Consider the following 18,433-nt stretch of genomic DNA (forward strand, 5'->3'; position numbering starts at 1 on the left):
CGTCTTCTGGTCGGCAACGCTTGAGCCCTCCGCAGTTGGGAGAGCGGCCCTTGAAGGGAGAGGCATCACCCCCTTGAGTCGACGGGAAACGGGGGCACTGGACGGATGGTTGGCGAAGTTCGGAGGAAGTTTCATAGGGTCGGTGTCAAGCCGCCCACTGATCGCGGCTATGTATCTTCCGGTCCTGCGCGCGGCGATTGTCGGTACTCATCTCTATTACGGGCACGACATCCACTATCTGCGGTTGCAGTTGATGCGGACTACATCCAGGGCCACCCTTGCCGATCATTGGCAATGTTTGCTGATGAGAATGGTGGAACAGCGGGCGTGGAGAAATGCTGACGTAGTGCTGTATCCCTCAAAAGATGAGGCTGAAACAGTGAACCGTTACCTTGCTGATCGTGGCTTGGCTGGGAACGGCGAGATGTTCCCGCTGTGGACCGTGGATGCAGGATCCATGCAGTACACACCCGGGCCGGGCAAAAGATCGGGATTGCTGTTCGTTGGTAGCATGGCGCATGCACCAAACGCAGATGGTCTGGACTGGTTTCTGCACAAGGTGCTTCCCTTGCTTCAGCGAGAGGGACAGGCGCCTGTCCTCACCGTGGTGGGCTCCGGTATGGAGAACTACCGTGTGCCCCAGCATGCCTCTGACACGGTGCGTATTCTCGGCCGCATTGACGATGCTGCATTGGAGCGCTGTTACGCGTCCGCGCGCCTGGTCATCGCGCCGTTGCGTTTCGGCGGCGGGGTCAAGGGAAAGGTGATCGAGGCAATAGAGCAGGGTGTTCCAATCATCCTGACAGGTGCGGCCGCGCAGGGCCTGGCGGGAGTCGAGGATATACTGCCGACTACCGATGACCCGTCAAGGTATGCTGCTGCCATCCAGGAGCTAGATCAAGACGACCAGGCTTGGTCAGCCGCATCTACCAAGGCACGTCTGTTTTTAGCGGAACAGTATGACCATCGTCAGTTCGTGCAAAGGCTCAGGCGTCTGCTGCTGCATTCCTGAGTAGGAGTGAAGTCCCGTAATGCGCGAGGCTGTCCACAGGGCAGCGTGCCCTATCGCTTGCTGGATCGGCTGCAGGTTGCCGCGCGGGTCTGTCCACCCACGCTATCGGCTCACAAAGGATTGGCTTAGCCATCATCCAGTCGAGTAGCATTCCGCACGGGATGCGACGTCTTCAGGACAGTCAAAAGAGCCGGTTGGACCCGTTCACGGCCATCGGTACCTCTGCCTGGATGATGTAAGGCCGGTCAAATTCAGTTGGGCGAATCTGGAGTTAGGGGAAGAGATGGATTGGAATAACTTGGCTGGGCGGGCGCGGTCGCAGCTGCACTCGATGTGCACTGATGCCCCGAGCCATGGCGGATTCAAGATGGTGGCTGCGCTTCTGTCCATGCTGCTCGTGGCATCCGCTTACAGCCAGATATCGAATCTGCACGTGTTCGGTCACGATGAAGTTCACTACAACCACTATTACCAACTGAAGCTGTTGCAGGATGGCCGGTGGCTGAACTACATCTTCAGGAATGTACTTGTCAGTATTGACGCGTCGGCTTGGTTCGTCGCGTATATCGCCGCACATCTTTTGCTGGTCTATCGCATTGCGCGGCGCGCAGGCCTGTCGGTTGCACTGGCACTGATCATTTCGGCCGTCGTTTCGATCTCTCCGCCAGTAGTGGAACAAAGCATGTGGCCGGCCACTGCGTTCTCGGCAGTTGCAGTCCTGATCCTGGCTGAGGTGGTCACGCGGCGAGTGGAGATAGCACCGCTTGCTGTCTATGCGGCGCTCGGAATCCTTTTGTTCGGGACGATGCAGAGCTACTACTTTCTGGTTCCGCTCCTTTTCATCGGCGAATTCGCGTCCGAACAGCGGAGTGCGCGAGATCGATGGAAGTTGTGGTTGCAACACACGCTCAGCTGGGTGGGGGGAGCAATACTCGGCGCCTTGGTCATGTCGGTGATGCTGCTGGTGCTGGCAGGACATTTCGGCCCGCAGGTGGATGACTGGCGATCGCCACATCCGGCCAAGGATCTTCCCTCTCTATGGCAGAACGTAAGCTACGTCATGGGATCATTCGGGAAATGTGTAGCTTCCATTGGCAAGGCCTCGAACCTGGATGGTTGGTTGCTGTTGGCAACCGTGCTGCTGCTCATTCCATTCGCCGTTCGCCGGAAGGGTTCAGCCCAGATCCTGTTGACGCTCGCAATGGTCGCTGCGGCCTTCCACGCATTCTCGATTCCGTTGGCGCCAGTAATAACCACGCGCAGTCTGATCGCGCTGGTGCTTGGACTGGCGCTGTTCTTCGGTCTTCTTGGAGGTGGGAATGGTGTATCGCGGGCGGTGGTTTTCCTTCTCCTCCTGGCAGGCGGTGTTGGGTTCCAGGCACAGGCCCGTACATTCCTCCAGACCCAGGTGGAAACGACATCCTTCCTGTTCGAAAAGATCGACACGCTATTGCCATTGCCAGCAGAGCGGTATTCAGTACTCGCTGTTTCCGGTCGCATGCCGGCTGGCAAAGAACCAAGTACTACTTTCAACAACGAGTACTTGATGAACTCGGTGGTGGTGGCTACAGGGGTTAGGAGTTTTGTTGATTGCCGGACGCACAAGGCAGAATTGTGCGTGATGGCGGTGGAAGGTGACGCAGTAAATGAGATCGGGCTCGGTGAAGGGCGGTTGAGGCTCTTCCAGGATGCGAAGGGTGGCGCGTTGGTTGTCTACAGTGCTGACTGATCAGGCGCCGCCAGTGTTTTCGGCTCGACGTTAATCGCAGCGGCTTCCGTGCGAGGAAGCCATCGCCTTTCCCTTGCTGGGGCAGCATCGCGGTGGTTTGCGACGCCGATCTCTATCCTGCCTCGCTGGGTTTTTGTCCGGCGAGGCAGCTGCGACAGACGTCCGTCTTCTGATGCGGAGGCGATCCCGTCCAAGTCCCTCCATGCGATCACTCAGATCTGCTTCCGGTAATGTGCGTATGCTGCAACGAGCATGTCCTCATCATTGCGTGTGGGATGCCAGTCCAGAAGCTCCTGCGTAGGTGCAATGTCGACCACGTAGTTGATGTCGGCAATCTGATACTGCTCCCGATGCAGCAATGGTTTGCCCAGCTTTTCCAGCAACGACAGGGCCATCTTCAACGGCTTGGCGGGTACTGGCACTACAATCGAGCGCGAGCCGATACGCCTGATCGTATTGCGCAGCAACTGGCGAACTGGCGGTGCATCGCCCGATCCCAAGCTCAATGCGACGGCGGGGAATCCCTTCTCGACCGCAGCAAGAATTGCGCTGACGACATCCTCCACGGCGATCATCTGGTAGCGGTTCCGGCCGCTGCCGATGGTTGGCACGGGAAGGCCAAGGTCCATCAGCCGGAACAGCTTGATCAGGATGCCAAAGCGTCCGGGGCCCACAATCATGCGTGGGCGCAGCACGGTAATCAGGTAGCCCTCGGTTCGTGCTTGTTCGCACAGCTGTTCCGACGCCGCCTTGCTGCGCCCATACGGACCCAACGGGTTGCGTCGGTGCGTTGGAGGTACAGGCAGCGATTCCGGTAGCCCGTACACCATGTCCGTGCTGGTATAGATCAAGCGCGGCTGGCGCAGTTTGCGCATCCACTTCAGTACATTGGCTGTACCGGTAACGTTGACCTCGGCGAACCAGGCGTCCTGCTCTTTTGCCGGCACGGCGTTATGGAATTGCCTTGCCGCAAGATGGTGGACGACATCACCTTCATCCAATGGCACGCGCGACAGCGCCGCAGTATCCAGAATATCCAGTTGGTGATGGACGACCCTCCCTGAAAATTCTGCAGGGAGAGGCAGCAGGTCAACGGTCTGAACTTGCTGGCCCTGTGCAAGGAGAGTCCGGACGAGATGCGATCCGGTGAAGCCTGAGCCACCAATGACAATATGCTTGGTCATGGCTCAACCCCCACGCGCGACGAGAACGACGCCAGCACAGATCAGCGCGATTCCAGCCAGCTTCATTACGCTGACCGGTTCACGGAAGAACAGATATGCAGCACCAACGACAATTACATATCCCACGCTCAGGAAGGGATACGCGAAACTCACCTGGACTTTGGAGAGGACGTACATCCAGAGCACGATGCTGATCGCATAGCACGACAGTCCGCTGAACACCCATGGATTGAAGACAATGCGGATGGCGCCCTGTGCGAGCTCAAGCACGCCCTGGTTGGTCACCAGCGAAACATTCGGCATGCCTTTGCGAAGGAAAAGCTGCGCACTCGCATTGAGGGCTACGGAGAACAGAATGAGTGGGATGAATTTGAGATACATGCGATCAACTTTGGAATGATGAGGAGGCATTACCAGTGGCGTGTCGCCGCCATTACGATGATCAGCCCGGCGAGGCCGACGCCCTGACTGACGCGGTCGCGCGCTGCGAACACGATGGGATCATCATGCATGTCGCCCCGGTGGGCGACAAACCAGGCACGGCTGATCCAGTACAGCAGCACAGGACAGAGCAGCCAGAGCACTTGGGGCGTGGCGTACAGTCTGAGGCTGTCAGGGCTGTTGATGTAGAGGGCGAAGACCAGAACGCCGATGTAGCCCGCAGCTGTCCCGAATGACTGCACCAGCGGCAGATCGGCCACGGAGTATCCGCGACCGGAGGCTTTCTGCTTTCCCTGCGTTGCAGCCGCGGTTAGTTCGGTATAGCGCTTGAGAAGGGCAAGACTGAGGAAAATGAACATCGAGAACGCGAGCAGCCAGAATGACCGTGGCGAATCGATTGCAAAAGCGCCGCCGATGATCCGCACGGTGTAAAGCGCAGCCAACACCACGACATCGATCATCACGATGCGCTTGAGCGTGAACGAATAGGCCAGGGTCGTGATGAAGTAGATCAGCAGGACCAGCGCAAACGCAGGACTTGTCCACAGCGCCAGTGCGAAGCCGGCCAGTGTCAACAGGGGGGTGGCGACCAGGCCATGAAACAGGGGTAAGGTCCCGGCCGCGAATGGTCGCTTCCGCTTTCGTGGATGCTGCCGGTCTGGTGCCAGATCCAGCAGGTCGTTCAGCAGGTAAACGCCGGATGCGCACAGGCCGAATGCAAGGAAGGCGAGCGCCGCGTTTACCACGGCTTCTGGTTCGAACAGGCGGTGCGCGGTAAGCAGTGGAACCAGTACCAGAAGGTTCTTCAGCCACTGGTACAGCCGCAGGGCCTTGATCCAGGTGCGGAGTCCTCCGGGCTGTCCCGGCAGGTGATCGATCAACCGGGTTTGCGCGCTGGCCTGGTTTGCCAGCGATTCGGAGGCGTTGACGACGATGGCACCTGCGGCGTGCTTCCAGACCGGCAGGTCAACGCGGTGGTTGCCAAGGTAGTCGAAACCCCGTTCCCCATAGCGCTCGACGAGGGCTTCAGCCTTGGCGTGCCCGGCCAGATTGCGGGCACCATCGCTGGCGATGACCTCGTCAAAAACGCCGAGATGATCGGCGATCGGCTGGACCAGCAGCCGGTCCGAGGCGGTGCACAGGACACGCGGACGCTGCGGTGTCGCGCGCAGCATGGCCACGACACGCTCATCGTATGGCAGTGTTTCAACCTGCAAGGTCACCCGGGAAGCGAGCTGGCGCTTCACATAGGCCTTGCCGCGCAGCAGCCAGAACGGTACCAGCAAAGCAAACAGCGGGTTGCGCGCCAGCAGGGCCAAGAGTGACTCGTACAGCAGGTCGCTACGCAGCAGCGTCCCGTCCAGATCGACGCACAGGGCTGCTCCCGGCGTCAACTCACCGGATCCGGCCGGTACATCATTGTGATGCGACATGTGCCGCAGTTCCCCTCATCCAATAGTGCGGGGAGTATACGAGGGGGAGTTACATTCCGACAGATTCAGGTACCGGCCCGGGGGCGTGAAGGCAGCGCATCCCAGGACAGGCTGGAGCGGCCGGTTGAGCCGTCGCAGCAGCGGCCAAGCGCAGACGGTGCAGGGTAATCAGCTCGCAGCCCGCCTTAGCGCAGGTCGTTTGTCCAGGCACCAGCGTCAAGGTGAGCTGCCCGCCAGCGGCGCTGGACAGGCCTGCCAGGTCGATGGGGTATTCACGCGTCCCTGTCTCGATCTGAAGCAAGCCGAGCGGGGCGTCATTGGCCAGCACCGTGATCTCGCGAGGTGACTGCGCCGACAGTGAAAGGATTGCCTGCAGCCGGGCGGGCTCGGATGGCAGGCGCAGGCGGAGCGAGGCGGCCGCGCCACGAACGCTGCGCCCTTGGGGAGATGGACCGTGCCAGCCACAGGAAATGAAACGATTGCTGGCATCGGCGCTGAAATCCACCGACGATCCTGCAGGCAGCGCCTCGTAGGCGGGCAACAAGGTATAGCCATCCAGTCGCACCGCAGCGTCTGGCGATACGCCGACACGGACTTCAGCCAGAGGCAGGTCATCAGGGAATACATACCTGGCTTCCAGCATCGTCCCGTCAAGTCCATCGGTCGTGTCCAGAAACGCATGGCGATCCCAAGTCTGTGCCCCGTAACTGGCAACGATGTCCGCCCAGGCACCGTTGGCGGGGTGGGCCACGCCCTGCAGGCTGAGGGTATAGTTGCCTGCGCACAGATCCTGGTAGACGCCATAGGCCAAGGTCCCTTCGGCGCCCTGCGAGAACAGCTTTCCATCCATCGCCTCTCCGACGATCGTATTGCTCGCATCGAAGTGGTTGCGGATGATGAAATCGTTGCGCAGCTGAGGTGCCGGGGGCGCTTCGCGTGCAGCCTGCAGGAGTTCCGGCACCAACGCGCCTGCCTTGAGCGATTGTTGTGACACCACGCGAGCCTTTCCGGCAGCAGTCCCCCACAGGCACCACTCATCGGCGGGCTGTCGTTCGTCGAACGCAAAGCAACGATCAATGTAGAGGACCTGCTGGGAATCACCTTCGGCCAGAAGGTGGCCAGAGCGGATGCCGTTCGTGCCCAACTGGGCAATTCGGCCGCGGTCATCGGCAGCGATGGCCAAGGGCGGATTCAGGGTCTGCTTACCCAACTGAATGACACCATCCACCAACTGCAGATGATCGTCGATCCGGCCCAGTTCCCATAGCGAGCTGGAATAGGCCATGAAACCTGGTAGGTGGTCCTCGCTGGCATCTGGTTCCCGACCGGGTCGGACACTCAATGAAGTGCCTGCGCCTTTCACGGAAATCTGTGAGCGGCCAAATCCGAGTGCCACTCCCCCTTGCAGGGCATCAAGCAGTGAGGCACCCGTATCGAGGGTGGTTGCTGGTCGATCAACCTGCCTCGCGCGCAGGTCGCTGCCGAACATGAGAAGAAGGTTGCTGCGATCAGCATCGCGCAGCAGGTCGGCAATGTCGTTGGGCAGAGCCAGATGGTCCGATGCAACAACAATGATTGTATTGCGAGCGTAGGGGCTGGTGCGGATGCGGCGTACGAAATCAGCAACCAGTCGGTCCGAGCAATGGATTGCGTCGAGCATCGGCCTGCGCTGGCCAAGTCCCTCATAGGCGACATCGAGGCAGGCATGGGGGATATGTCCGCTTGGATGATGTGTATCCAGAGTCAGGCCGACGAGCGCGAAAGGCGTGGTCCGCTGCGAGAGCGCAGCGAAGCGGTCCCAGAGCGCATCCAACAGGACATCATCGTGGACGCCCCATGGCGAGAAGCGGTTGTCGCCCAGCTTCAGGCTCTTGAAATAGGAGCGATCGCGTACCGTGCCGAAGCCGTGGCTGGCGAGGAACTGTCCCTTTCCAGCGAAATCAGAAGCGGCGCCTCCGATGAACTCGACGTCGTATCCGCGCTCGCGCAGGTGATCGGTCAGGCAGTACGCGCCAGGCAGGAAGCGGCCGATGCTTGCATAGCCATTGGCATCCTGGCTGAGGGAAAGGGAGACGCCGCACAGAGAACTGACCATGCCGGCGATCGTCCACGTGCCACCTTCGCGCGAGTCCACGTGCAGGAAATCCACGGCCTCGCTGCGTAGCTTGTTCAACTCTGGCGTCAGTCCAGGGAATCGCGACTCATCGAGGTAGGTGCGCTCGAAGCTTTCGGCGTAGAGAATCACCACATTGCGGTGATTCCCGAGGGGACCGTCGGGACGTACGTACTGGTCCCCTTGTGCCGGCGCAAGACGTGCTTGCCGATCCTGGCGCACCAGTGTCGCGACGTCGTAGACGATCGGATTGAAAACCAGTGTCGCCAGTAGAGAGACCGCGAACAGAGGACCGGCGGGGGCCCACCTTCGTGCCGAATGCAGGCGGGGCATGAAAGCGAGGACCAGGCACGCCATCAGTGCTGTCGAAAGCAGAACGATGGGCAAGCTGAAATCAGCGGCTCCTGCGCCGCGCATGCCTGCGCGCAAATGATAGATCACGGCGTAATCGATGCCGTTGCCACTGAGTGCATCGATGAAAAGCCAGATCGCCAGCAGCGCTCCGCAGAGCGCAGTGACCAGCAGCTTCCATCGCCATCTGCATTCTCTCCCTCCAGTTGGAGCGATGGGAGGGGGAATGCTACAGAATCAAGACAGCACAAAAGGCCTGTTGCAATACGCCGACACATTTTGACGAATGGCAGGGTGAGCAATGTCCGCCCACCCTGCGAGCTGCTACGCGGATTTCGACTTACAGCGCTTTTTCAAGCTCTGGCAGGATCGCAAACAGATCCCCCACCAGACCGATATCGGCAATCTCGAAGATCGGCGAGTCCGGGTCCTTGTTGATCGCCACGATGGTCCCGGCGTCCTTGATGCCGGTCAGGTGCTGGATGGCACCGCTGATGCCGACGGCCACGTACAGCTCCGGCGAGATGATCTTGCCGGTCTGGCCGACCTGCAGGTCGCTCGGCACATAGCCGGCGTCCACGGCGGCGCGGGAGGCACCGACCGCAGCACCGAGCTTGTCGGCCAGCTGGAAGATCACCTTGAAGTTCTCTTCCGAGCCCACGCCACGGCCGCCGGACACTACACGCTTGGCGCTCTGCAGGTCTGGACGGTCGGTGGCACCGGCGACGAGGCCGATGAAGCGGGTGTGGCTCGGCAGGGTCGCATCGACGCTGGCCGCTTCCACGCTGGCGCTGCCGCCCTTGGCTGCTTCCGGCCAGGAGGCGGCACGCACGGTGGCCACGACGATCTGGTCGGCCGGGACCTCCACGGTGATGATGGCGTTGCCCGCATAGATCGGGCGCTTGAAGGTGTGGCTGCCTTCGACGGTCATCAGGTCGGAGACCTGGTTGACGCCCAGCAGGGCGGCCACGCAGGGCATCAGGTCCTTGCCGAAGGTGGTGGACGGGCCGAACACGTGGGTGTAGCCGGTGGCCAGCTGCGCGATCTGCGGGGCCAGGACCTGGGCCAGCGCCTGCGCGTTGGCGGCGTTGGTCACGGTCAGCACCTTGGCGACGCCGGCCAGCTGCGCTGCTTCAGCGGCGGCTGCGGCGGCCGGATCGGCGGCCAGCACCAGCACGTCGATGCTGGCGCCGCTGATCGCAGCGGCCGCACTGACGGTCTTGGCGGTGGCGGCGTTGAGCTTGCCGTCGTGGTGTTCAGCGACAACGAGGATCTTGGTCATTACAGCAACCCCTTCTGCTTGAGTGCAGCGACCAGTTCGGCCGCGTCCTTGACCATCACGCCCTTGCTGCGTTTGACCGGCGCGGCGTACTGGGTGGTCTTGAAGGTATCGGCGGCTTCCACGCCGAGGTCGGCCAGCTGCAGGGTTTCCAGCGGCTTCGCCTTGGCCTTCATGATGTCGGGCAGCTTGATGAAGCGCGGCTCGTTCAGGCGCAGGTCCGTGGTGACCACGGCCGGCAGGTCCACTTCCAGCGTTTCCAGGCCGGCGTCGACTTCACGGGTCACCGTGGCCTTGCCGTCGGCGATCTCCAGCTTGCTGGCGAAGGTCGCCTGCGGGCGGCCCCACAGCGTGGCCAGCATCTGGCCGGTCTGGTTGGCGTCGTCGTCGATGGCCTGCTTGCCCAGGATCACCAGGTCCGGCTGTTCCTTCTCGACCAGCTTGAGCAGGGTGCGGGCGGCCGTCAGCGGCTGGATCGCCTGGTCGGTCACGACATGGATGGCGCGGTTGGCGCCCATGGCCAGGCCGTTGCGCAGGTGCGCCTGGGCATCGGCCGGTGCGATCGTGGCGACCACGACCTCGGTGGCGATGCCCTTGTCACGCAGCCGCAGGGCTTCTTCCAGCGCGATTTCGTCAAAGGGATTGGGCGACAGCTTGACGCCGTCGGTGACCACGCCGGAACCGTCCGGCTTGACCTGAATGCGGACGTTGTAGTCCACCACGCGCTTGTACGCGACGAGGATTTTCATCTGGAGCTGGATCCTTCAATAACGGGGAAACGTCCGGTTCTTCGTCTCAGCAACCGGTTCGGGGGTGGGATCGCGATTCTAACTGGCCCGGGCCTACCATGCGAATGCGTATGGTGGAGTAAGTCCATGTTGCGCCGCCGCATCCGTAGGGGGGCCGTTCAACTCGAAACGGGTCGAAATCGACGTCGCGTTGTATCCTGTGCAGCTAATCAGGTGGCCCTAATGTGCGCCTTAGCATGGATACCGAACAGGAGAACGGGTAGTGCCCACATGGCTTGTCACCGGCGGAGCCGGGTTCATTGGCGGTAACTTTGTCCTCGAGGCGGTCGCCAAAGGGGTGCGCGTCATCAACCTTGATGCGCTGACCTACGCGGGAAATCTGAAGACGCTTTCATCGCTTGCTGGAAACCCAGATCACGTCTTCGTCGAGGGCGATATCGGCGATGGTGCATTGGTCTCGCGCCTGCTGGCCGAGCACCAGCCCGACGCAGTGCTGAACTTCGCCGCCGAAAGCCACGTGGACCGTTCCATCGACGGCCCGGGCGCGTTCATCCAGACCAACGTGGTCGGCACCCTGGCGCTGCTGGAAGCGGTGCGCGACTACTGGAAGGCACTGCCGGCCGACAAGGGCCAGGCGTTCCGCTTCCTGCACGTCTCCACCGATGAGGTCTACGGCACCCTCGGCGAGACCGGCAAGTTCAGCGAGACCACCCCGTATGCGCCGAACTCGCCGTACTCGGCGTCCAAGGCGGCCTCGGACCATCTGGTGCGCGCGTTCCACCACACCTACGGGTTGCCGGTTCTGACCACCAACTGCTCCAACAACTACGGCCCGTATCACTTCCCCGAGAAGCTGATCCCGCTGGTGATCGCCAAGGCGCTGGCCGGCGAACCACTGCCGGTTTATGGCGACGGCAAGCAGGTGCGCGACTGGCTGTTCGTGAGCGACCACTGCGAAGCGATCCGCACCGTGCTGGCCAAGGGCCAGGTTGGCGAGACCTACAACGTCGGCGGCAACTCCGAAAAAGAGAACATCGAAGTGGTGCACGCCATCTGCGCGCTGCTCGATGCGCGACGCCCCCGCGAGGATGGCCAGCCTCGCAGCAGCCAGATCACTTACGTCGCCGATCGACCGGGGCATGACCGCCGCTACGCGATCGACGCCTCCAAGTTGAAGGACCAACTGGGCTGGGAGCCGAAGTACACCTTCGAGCAAGGCATCGGCTTCACAGTGGACTGGTACCTGGACAACCAGGACTGGGTCAACGGCGTGCTTGACGGCAGTTACCGTTTGCAGCGCATCGGCACCGTAGCCTGAATCAAGGAAGACATCCAATGACTCAACGCAAAGGCATCATCCTGGCCGGCGGTTCCGGCACGCGGCTGTATCCGATCACCAAAGGCGTCAGCAAGCAGCTGTTACCGGTGTACGACAAGCCGATGATCTATTACCCGCTCAGCGTGCTGATGCTGGCGGGGATCCGTGAAGTACTGATCATCAACACGCCGCACGAGCAGGCCTTGTTCCAGCAGCTGCTGGGCGATGGGTCGCAGTGGGGCATGGACATCCAGTACGCCGCCCAGCCGAGTCCCGACGGGCTGGCGCAGGCTTACCTGATCGGCCGTGAGTTCCTTGACGGCAAGCCGAGCTGCCTGGTGCTCGGCGACAACGTCTTCCACGGCCACGGTCTGACCGAAGTGCTGAAGCGGGCTGATGCGCGCGACAGTGGTGCCACGGTGTTCGGATACTGGGTCAACGACCCCGAGCGCTATGGCGTGGCCGAGTTCGACAAGGACGGCAAGGTTGTCGGTCTGGTCGAGAAGCCTGCCGAGCCCCGTTCCAACTACGCGGTGACCGGCCTGTACTTCTACGATGGCAAGGCCAGCGACTACGCGGCCGAACTCAAGCCGTCGCCCCGCGGTGAGCTGGAAATCACCGACCTCAATCAGCGTTACCTGGACGAGGGCGCGCTGCATCTGGAGCCGCTCGGCCGTGGCTACGCGTGGCTGGATACCGGTACGCACCAGTCGCTGCTGGAAGCCTCCAACTTCATCGAGACGATCCAGACCCGCCAGGGCCTGCAGGTCTGCTGCCCGGAGGAAATTGCGTTCGGCCAGGGTTGGATCACTGCTGAACAGCTGGAGGCGCTTGCCGCCCCGTTGATCAAAAACGGCTATGGCCAATATCTCCATAAGCTGGCTGTGCGAGGAGTGGTGCCGTGAAGATTGTCGAAACCAAGCTGCCGGGTTGCGTGGTGATCGAGCCGGCCGTGTTCGGCGACGAGCGCGGGTTCTTCTTCGAGACCTGGAACGCCGAGCGTTTCGCCGAGCACGGGCTGCCGAGCAGATTCGTACAGAGCAACGTCTCCAGCTCGTCCAAGGGCGTGCTGCGCGGCCTGCATTACCAGTGGCCGCGGCCGCAGGGCAAGCTGGTCAGCGTGCTTGAAGGCGAAGTCTACGACGTGGCCGTGGATATCCGTCGCGGCTCGCCGACCTTCGGCCAGTGGGCCGCCGTGGTGCTGAGCGCGGAGAACAAAAAGCAGTTCTGGATTCCGGAAGGCTTCGCGCACGGTTTCGCCGTGCTCTCCGAACGCGCGATCTTCAGCTATCTGTGCACCGAGGTGTACCTGAAGGACTTCGACGCCGGCGTCCGCTGGAACGATGCCGACATCGCCGTCGACTGGCCGATCAGCGCACCCACGCTGTCGGCCAAGGACGAGTCCGCGCCGTTCCTGAAGGACATCGCCGAGGACCGCCTGCCGGTCTACCAGCCGTGACGATCCTGCTGCTGGGGGCCAATGGCCAGCTTGGCCAGGAACTGCAACGCGCGCTGGCCCCGCTGGGGACGATCGTGGCGACCACGCGCAGCGGCGCGCTGCCCGATGGCAGCGCGTGCGAAGTGGCCGACTTCGACCAGCCCGCCTCGCTGGCCGCATTGCTGGACCGCGTCCAGCCGACGGTGGTGGTCAATGCCGCCGCATACACGGCGGTCGACCGCGCCGAGGGCGACCGCGATGCCGCGTTCCGCGCCAATGCCGAAGCGCCGGGCGTGCTGGCGCAGTGGTGCGCGCAGGCCGGCGTCCCATTGGTGCATTACTCCACCGATTACGTGTTCGACGGGCAGGGCACGCGCCCGTACCGGGAAGACGATGCGACCGCCCCGCTGGGCGTGTATGGCGCCAGCAAGCTGGCCGGTGAGCAAGCCATCCGTGCGGCCGGTGGACGCCACCTGATCTTCCGCACGGCCTGGGTGTACGCCTCGCACAGCGCCAACTTCCTGCGCACGATGCTGCGGGTGGGGGCCGAGCGCGACGTCCTGCGTGTGGTGGCTGATCAGGTCGGTACGCCGACGCCGGCAGCGTTGATTGCCGATGTGACCGCGCAGGCGCTGCAGCACGACGGCGCACTGTCGGGCACGTGGCATCTGACCGCCAAGGGCGAGACCAGCTGGCACGGCTTTGCCGAAGCGATCTTTGCGGAGGCGGTGGCAACAGGCGTGCTGCCGCGGGCGCCGAAAGTCGAGGCGATCACTACGGCCGAGTACCCGACGCCGGCCAAGCGCCCCGCCTATTCGCACCTGGATGTGGCGAAGCTGGAGCAGGACTTCGGCGTCGTGCTGCCGAGCTGGCAGGACGGCCTGACGCGGGTCATCGCGGACGGTTGACCCAGGCGTAGAGCCACGCCATGCGTGGCTGAGCGGTGTCAGGATCCCAGGCAGGGCAGCCACGCATGGCGTGGCTCTGCCCGCAATAAAAAAACCCGGCCTTGGCCGGGTTTTCTGTTTATCTGCCTACCGTCGATCAGGTACGGCCGTAGGTATCTTCAAACCGCACGATGTCGTCCTCGCCCAGATAGCTGCCGGACTGCACTTCAATCAGTTCCAGCGGCAGCTTGCCCGGGTTCTTCAGGCGATGGGTCACGCCCAGCGGAATGTACGTGCTCTGGTTCTCGGTGAGCAGCAGCACTTCCTCGCCGCGGGTCACTTCGGCCGTCCCGCTGACCACGATCCAGTGCTCGGCACGGTGGTGGTGCATCTGCAGGCTCAGCGTTGCACCCGGCTTGACCGTGATGCGCTTGACCTGGAAGCGGGCACCGTTGTCGATCGAGTCGTACGCGCCCCAGGGGCGGTACACCTTGCGGTGCCAGGTTGCTTCGGGGCGCCCATCGGCCTTGATCTGTGCGACCACCTGCTTGATCTCCTGCATGCGGTCGCTCTTGCCGACCATCACCGCATCATCGGTTTCCACCACGATCACATCGTCCAGGCCGACCAGGGCGATCAGCCGCTCGCCGTAGGCGAAGGTGTTGCGGCAGTCGATCGCGATCACATCGCCGTGGTGCGCGTTGCCATCCCCATCCTGTTCGGATACATCACGCAGCGCGGTCCACGAGCCCACGTCGTTCCAGCCGGCATCCAGCGGCACGACCACGGCATCAGCGGTCTTTTCCATCACTGCATAGTCGATGGAATCCGAGGGCACGGCGGCGAAGGCGTCCTTGTCCAGGCGGGTGAAATCGCTGTCACGACGTGCCTGCTGCCAGGCGGTGCGGCTGCCGGCGAGCATGGCGGGGTGGAACGTCTCCAGCTCGGCCAGGAATCGGGACGCCTTGAACAGGAACATGCCGCTGTTCCAGAAGTACTCGCCCGACTGCACGTAAGCGGTCGCGGTCTGTGAATCCGGCTTCTCGACAAACCGGTCCACGGCGCGGACATCGCCGCCGGAGGCCGCCTTGATGTAGCCATAGCCGGTTTCCGGGCCGGTCGGCACGATGCCGAAGGTCACCAGCTTGCCGGACTCCGCGGCCGGCACCGCACGCAGCACCGCAGCGCGGAACGCATTCTCGTCGGCAATCACGTGGTCTGAAGGCAGCACCAGCAGCAGCGCATCATCACCGTCACGGGTCGCTTCCAGTGCCGCCACCGCGATGGCAGGTGCGGTATTGCGGCCGATCGGCTCCAGCAGGATCGCTTGCGGCTGCACGCCCAGCTGCTGCAACTGCTCGGCGGCCACGAAGCGGTGTTCCTCGTTGGCGACGATCAGCGGCGCGCGCCCAGCGATCGCTGCTACGCGCTGCCAGGTCGCCTGCAGCATGGTCTGTTCGCCGGCCAGGGCCAGGAACTGCTTGGGGTAGGACTCGCGCGACAGCGGCCACAGGCGGGTGCCGGAACCACCGGAAAGGATGACGGGAAGAAGGTTCTGCATGGTGGGGTATTCGCCTCAGGCGTCCTTGAGCAACTGGGAAATTTCGTCGGTGCGTGCGCGCAGCAGCGCTGCGTCGCCGCGGGTTTCAACATTCAGGCGCAGCAGCGGCTCGGTATTGGAGCTGCGCAGGTTGAAGCGCCAGTCGCCGAAATCGGCGCTGATGCCATCGGTGTGGTCCAGCGACGGTGCCTGCGCGGCGTAATGCTCCATCACGCGGGCAACGGAACGCTTGGCGTCGGCCACCTTGAAGTTGATCTCGCCGCTGCACGGGAACTTCTGCATGCGCGCCTCGACCAGGTCGGCCAGCGAGCGGCCGGACTCGGAGACCAGCGCGGCGATCAGCAGCCACGGGATCATCCCGGAATCGGCGTAGGCGAACTCGCGGAAATAGTGGTGCGCGCTCATCTCGCCGCCATAGACGGCATTTTCCGAGCGCATCTTTTCCTTGATGAAGGCATGGCCGCTCTTGCACAGCACCGGCTGGCCACCGGCTTCCTCGACCATTTCCACCGTGTTCCAGGTCAGGCGCGGGTCGTGCACGATCTTGCCGCCGGGCTGGCGCGCCAGGATCGCCTGGGCGAGCAGGCCGACCAGGTAATAGCCTTCGATGAAGCGGCCGTTGTGGTCGAAGAAGAAGCAGCGGTCGAAATCGCCATCCCAGGCGATGCCGAAGTCCGCGCCATGCTCGCGCACGGCCTGCGCGGTGAGCTCGCGGTTCTCCGGCAGCAGCGGATTGGGGATGCCGTTGGGGAAGCTGCCGTCGGGTTCATGGCAGATGCGGATGAACTCCAGCGGCAGGTGCGGGGCGAGCAGATCCACGATCGTGCCGGCGCCGCCGTTGCCGGCATTGACCACCAGCTTCAGCGGCTTGAGCGCCTTGGGCTCGATGTAGCTCAGCAGGTGGGCGATGTAGGCGCTCTTGTCCGGATGCGACTGCAGGCCGGCGCTCGGCTCGGCCGCGGGGGCCTGGTCGGCCTCGACCGCGTCGGAGATCGCGAACAGGCCGGTATCGGAGCTGATCGGACGGGCCTGCTCCTTGACCAGCTTCATGCCGTTGTAATCCATCGGATTATGGCTGGCGGTGACCATCACCCCGCCGGCCGCCTTCAGGTGGTCGACCTGGAAATAGACTTCTTCAGTCCCGCACAGCCCGATGTCGAGCACCTCGCGACCGGCGCCGCGCAGGCCGGCTGCCAGGGCATCCTGCAGGGCCCCGCTGGTCAGGCGGACATCGTGGCCCACCACCACCGTGCCGGGCGACAGCTGGGCGGCCAGGGCCACGCCGATGCGGCGGGCCAGATCTTCGTTCAGTTCATCCGGAACCCGGCCGCGGATGTCGTACGCCTTGAATGCGGGGAGCGTCATCTATTCAGTCCTTCTGACAGTCAGCGCACTAGTTTAGCCGCTGCCGTGTATGGGAAACGTTTTCACCGGTGCGGGCCGGGTCAACGCCGGACCCCGGGGGCAGGGAAAGCCCCGGGCAATGGCTACAATGGCCGCTTACATCAACGAGGTGAGGGCGTAGATGAGCAAGTCCCCAGACAACGCCGGGCGACGTGGCAAGCAGTACGCCAGTGCGGCTGAAGCGCTGCAAGGCCCCATCGCCGATGGCCAGCCCCTGGCGGTCGGCGGGTTCGGCCTGTGCGGTATTCCCGAGGCCCTGATCGCCGCGCTGCGCGATACCGGTGCCAAGGACCTGACCGTGATCTCCAACAATGCGGGCGTGGATGGCTTCGGCCTCGGCCAGCTGCTGGCGACCCGCCAGATCCGCAAGATGATCTCCTCCTACGTGGGCGAGAACAAGGAGTTCGAGCGTCAGTATCTGGCCGGCGAGCTGGAGCTGGAGTTCAACCCGCAGGGCACCCTGGCCGAGCGGCTGCGCGCCGGCGGTGCGGGCATTCCGGCCTTCTTCACCGCGACCGGCTACGGCACGGTGGTGGCCGAAGGCAAGGAAACCCGCGAGTTCGACGGCAAGCACTACGTGATGGAGACCGCGCTGCGCGCCGACATCGCGCTGGTCAAGGCGTGGAAGGCCGACGAGGCCGGCAACCTGGTGTTCCGAAAGACCGCGCGCAACTTCAACCCGGCCTGCGCGATGGCCGGCAAGCTGTGCATCGTGGAAGTGGAAGAGGTGGTGCCGGTGGGCAGCATCGACCCGGACCAGGTGCATCTGCCGGGCATCTACGTGCACCGCATCGTGCACAACCCGCACCCCGAGAAGCGTATCGAACAGCGTACCGTGCGCCAGGAGGCGAACTGAGATGGCCTGGACCCGTGATGAAATGGCACAGCGCGCCGCGCGCGAGCTGACCGACGGTGCGTACGTGAACCTGGGCATCGGTCTGCCGACCCTGGTGGCCAACCATATTCCCGACGGCGTGGACGTGTGGTTGCAGTCCGAGAATGGGCTGCTGGGCATCGGCCCGTTCCCGACCGAAGCCGAAGTGGATGCCGACCTGATCAACGCCGGCAAGCAGACGGTGACCGCACGTGCGGGCGCCAGCTACTTTGGCAGCCACGACAGCTTCGCGATGATCCGTGGCGGTCATATCAACCTGGCCATCCTCGGCGCGATGCAGGTCACCGACAAGGGCGATCTGGCCAACTGGATGGTGCCCGGCAAGATGGTCAAGGGCATGGGCGGGGCGATGGATCTGGTCGCCGGCGTGCAGCGCGTGGTGGTGCTGATGGAGCACACCGCCAAGAACGGCGAGCACAAGATTCTGTCCGAGTGCAATCTGCCGCTGACCGGTGTTGGCGTGGTCGATCGCATCATCACCGACCTGGCCGTGTTCGATGTCACCGACAAGGGCCTGGTGCTGATCGAGTCCGCGCCGGGCGTGGGTATCGATGAGCTGAAGGAAAAGACCGGCGTGGCGTTCCACGGCGGGTAACTCGGTGGACGATCCTGGCAAACCGCCAGGATCGTCCTGTCCGG

16 protein-coding genes are annotated in these 18,433 nt (G+C 63.0%); 8 read left to right on the top strand and 8 right to left on the bottom strand.

What is annotated here, in order from left to right; genetic code table 11:
- Positions 1-169: 169 nt before the first annotated feature.
- Together HMPREF3113_RS07710 and HMPREF3113_RS07715 are read left to right on the top strand one after the other, a co-directional pair.
- Entirely contained in the window at positions 170-1,012 is an 843-nt protein-coding gene (locus tag HMPREF3113_RS07710; protein ID WP_175440337.1) for a glycosyltransferase, read from the top strand.
- 367 nt (positions 1,013-1,379) lie between these two features.
- Positions 1,380-2,741: a glucosyltransferase domain-containing protein gene (locus tag HMPREF3113_RS07715; RefSeq protein ID WP_175440338.1), complete on the top strand. Its 1,362-nt coding sequence runs from the start codon at positions 1,380-1,382 to the stop codon at positions 2,739-2,741.
- A 212-nt stretch (positions 2,742-2,953) separates the two neighbouring features.
- Here the strand turns inward: HMPREF3113_RS07715 and HMPREF3113_RS07720 are convergent, their stop codons facing one another.
- From HMPREF3113_RS07720 to HMPREF3113_RS07745, 6 genes are all read right to left on the bottom strand, one after another.
- Complete coding sequence (locus tag HMPREF3113_RS07720) at positions 2,954-3,925, bottom strand: NAD-dependent epimerase/dehydratase family protein (RefSeq protein WP_070471670.1); 972 nt, start codon at positions 3,923-3,925, stop codon at positions 2,954-2,956.
- 3 nt (positions 3,926-3,928) lie between these two features.
- Positions 3,929-4,306, bottom strand: coding sequence for an SMR family transporter (locus HMPREF3113_RS07725; RefSeq protein WP_014035892.1), 378 nt, complete (start codon positions 4,304-4,306; stop codon positions 3,929-3,931).
- 29 nt (positions 4,307-4,335) lie between these two features.
- Positions 4,336-5,742, bottom strand: a complete 1,407-nt coding sequence (locus tag HMPREF3113_RS07730; protein WP_070471756.1) for a UbiA family prenyltransferase — start codon at positions 5,740-5,742, stop codon at positions 4,336-4,338.
- Positions 5,743-5,848: 106 nt separating this feature from the next.
- Positions 5,849-8,353: a sulfatase-like hydrolase/transferase gene (locus tag HMPREF3113_RS07735; protein WP_139146316.1), complete on the bottom strand. Its 2,505-nt coding sequence runs from the start codon at positions 8,351-8,353 to the stop codon at positions 5,849-5,851.
- Between the two features lie 250 nt (positions 8,354-8,603).
- Positions 8,604-9,545: an electron transfer flavoprotein subunit alpha/FixB family protein gene (locus tag HMPREF3113_RS07740; RefSeq protein ID WP_070471672.1), complete on the bottom strand. Its 942-nt coding sequence runs from the start codon at positions 9,543-9,545 to the stop codon at positions 8,604-8,606.
- Positions 9,545-10,291, bottom strand: coding sequence for an electron transfer flavoprotein subunit beta/FixA family protein (locus HMPREF3113_RS07745; RefSeq protein WP_070426566.1), 747 nt, complete (start codon positions 10,289-10,291; stop codon positions 9,545-9,547). Before HMPREF3113_RS07745 ends, HMPREF3113_RS07740 begins: the two co-directional genes overlap by 1 nt.
- Positions 10,292-10,553: 262 nt before the next feature.
- Here HMPREF3113_RS07745 and rfbB point away from each other — a divergent pair, with 262 nt between their 5' ends.
- From rfbB to rfbD, 4 genes are read left to right on the top strand one after another with little or no spacing between them, the layout of a single operon-like run.
- On the top strand, positions 10,554-11,609 hold the full coding sequence (rfbB, locus tag HMPREF3113_RS07750; protein ID WP_070471673.1) for a dTDP-glucose 4,6-dehydratase: 1,056 nt from the start codon (positions 10,554-10,556) through the stop codon (positions 11,607-11,609).
- A gap of 17 nt (positions 11,610-11,626) precedes the next feature.
- A complete protein-coding gene (gene rfbA / locus HMPREF3113_RS07755; RefSeq protein ID WP_070471674.1) occupies positions 11,627-12,514 on the top strand; it encodes a glucose-1-phosphate thymidylyltransferase RfbA in 888 nt (295 codons plus the stop codon).
- Positions 12,511-13,068, top strand: coding sequence for a dTDP-4-dehydrorhamnose 3,5-epimerase (rfbC, locus tag HMPREF3113_RS07760; protein WP_070426569.1), 558 nt, complete (start codon positions 12,511-12,513; stop codon positions 13,066-13,068). The genes rfbA and rfbC overlap by 4 nt, the downstream gene beginning before the upstream one ends.
- Positions 13,065-13,955, top strand: a complete 891-nt coding sequence (gene rfbD / locus HMPREF3113_RS07765; RefSeq protein WP_070471675.1) for a dTDP-4-dehydrorhamnose reductase — start codon at positions 13,065-13,067, stop codon at positions 13,953-13,955. Before rfbC ends, rfbD begins: the two co-directional genes overlap by 4 nt.
- 136 nt (positions 13,956-14,091) lie before the next feature.
- Here rfbD and HMPREF3113_RS07770 read toward each other — a convergent pair whose 3' ends face one another.
- Positions 14,092-15,495 carry a mannose-1-phosphate guanylyltransferase/mannose-6-phosphate isomerase gene (locus tag HMPREF3113_RS07770; RefSeq protein WP_070471676.1) on the bottom strand — a complete coding sequence of 468 codons (1,404 nt, stop codon included), beginning with the start codon at positions 15,493-15,495 and terminating at the stop codon, positions 14,092-14,094.
- A 15-nt stretch (positions 15,496-15,510) separates the two neighbouring features.
- Positions 15,511-16,860, bottom strand: a complete 1,350-nt coding sequence (locus HMPREF3113_RS07775; RefSeq protein ID WP_019182574.1) for a phosphohexomutase domain-containing protein — start codon at positions 16,858-16,860, stop codon at positions 15,511-15,513.
- A gap of 160 nt (positions 16,861-17,020) precedes the next feature.
- On the opposite strand from HMPREF3113_RS07775, the gene HMPREF3113_RS07780 reads away from it, so the two are divergent.
- Both HMPREF3113_RS07780 and HMPREF3113_RS07785 read left to right on the top strand, forming a co-directional pair.
- The gene (locus HMPREF3113_RS07780) at positions 17,021-17,755 is read left to right on the top strand and encodes a CoA transferase subunit A (protein WP_070471677.1); all 735 of its coding nucleotides are present in this window, start codon (positions 17,021-17,023) and stop codon (positions 17,753-17,755) included.
- Position 17,756: 1 nt separating this feature from the next.
- Positions 17,757-18,389 carry a CoA transferase subunit B gene (locus HMPREF3113_RS07785; RefSeq protein WP_070471678.1) on the top strand — a complete coding sequence of 211 codons (633 nt, stop codon included), beginning with the start codon at positions 17,757-17,759 and terminating at the stop codon, positions 18,387-18,389.
- Positions 18,390-18,433 lie beyond the last annotated feature (44 nt).

Origin of the sequence: Stenotrophomonas sp. HMSC10F06 (assembly GCF_001807865.1) — a bacterium.
Taxonomy (GTDB): Bacteria; Pseudomonadota; Gammaproteobacteria; order Xanthomonadales; family Xanthomonadaceae; genus Stenotrophomonas; species Stenotrophomonas bentonitica_A.